This window comes from Oleiphilus sp. HI0117 (assembly GCF_001635235.1).
In genome coordinates this window covers 1-1,391 of record NZ_LWGA01001365.1, presented here as the reverse complement: position 1 = coordinate 1,391, position 1,391 = coordinate 1, and the positions used below count along the sequence as shown (strand labels likewise).

Sequence of the window (1,391 nt, the reverse complement as noted above, 5' to 3'; positions counted from 1 at the left end):
CCGCTTCAGAGTGAAATAGACTTTGTACAATATCAGGAGCTTTCTGAGCTTTTTGCCGTATTGTCTGTACCCGCAGGCGAATACCAAAGTGTTATATTGGGCCTGGATTACAGTGAGGCTGATATCGTTATTCAAGACGAAGAGGGTGCTTCTTATGAAGCTGCCATACAAGATGCCAATGGCAATGCGATTACTCAAATTGATGTGGAGCTAAATCTTAATGAAGGCAATAGCATCAATATATCCCCTTTCAAAACCGCTCAATTGACGCTTGATTTAGACTTGGCTGCCTCAAATACTATTGAGTCTTTCGAGCCACCCTTAGTAACTGTAGAGCCTTTCATGGTCGGCAGTACCGAGCTGGATATCGATAGGGAACATCGACTAAGGGGTTTACTCGAAAGTGTTGATCTGGCCACTAATACCATCGACATGAAACTAATTCCGATGCGCTTACGTCGCGGAACCTTTGGCGATTTCAACTTCCATGTCGATGACAATACACTGTATGAGATTGATGGCGTTGAGTACACGTCTGAAGAAGGCTTAAGCTTACTAGCAGAACAAGCTGAGGAGACCCCTCTTATTGCTTTTGGTGGCCCTTCAGAAGAAGGTGAGCAACGCTACTTGGCAACACAGGTACTCGCCGGTAACAGTGTTCCTTGGGCTGAACAAGATGTATTGAAAGGCATCATCACTGCACGCAGTGACTCAAGCATTTCGATTCAAGGTGCAGTCGTCGAGACTGGCGACCAGGCGGCTCACTTTCAGACAGAAGTCACACTGGCGGTTACTGAAGATACTGTTGTCACAGGTTATCGCTTAGGTGATGCCAGCATCGCCAATTTATCGGTAGGGCAACGAATACTAGCGTTGGGTGAATTTAACGCTGACAATAATGAATTCGATAGTAGTCAAGGCCATGTCAGAATGAAGCTCAATGCCATTGTGGGCGAAGTGGTGCAGGCATCTCCTTTGGAGTTGGATCTTAGCCATATCAACAAACGACCAATTGATCTTTTTGACTTTAGTGGCACAGGCCTTGATGCGGCTAATGATGCTTCACCTGAACAGTATGAAATCAACAGCTCTACACTGGATATTAGCGCTATCGAAGAAGATGAGTGGATGCAGGTACGCGGTTACCCCAGTTCTTTCGGCTCATCACCATCAGACTTTGACGCCTTAAGCATTATCAACCCGGACTTTAGCTCCCACCCTGCCCGAATGTTCGCTTTATGGCAGTCGCCTAGTACGACAGGGCTAACAATTGAGTCGAGTGAAATCGTATTATCACTTGAAGATGCTAGAACAAAGCTACACTTGAAAGGTATCCCCGGCTCAAGCCAGTTAAGCTTCTCTCCTGAAAAGCTTGTTAGTACTGCTGAAGA

The 1,391-nt window shown here is 46.0% G+C and carries 1 protein-coding gene; it reads left to right on the top strand.

Going from position 1 to position 1,391, the window contains the following annotated elements; genetic code table 11:
- Positions 1-1,391 (top strand): hypothetical protein (locus tag A3757_RS27320; protein ID WP_068740372.1); only part of this gene is annotated, 1,391 nt, incomplete at both ends.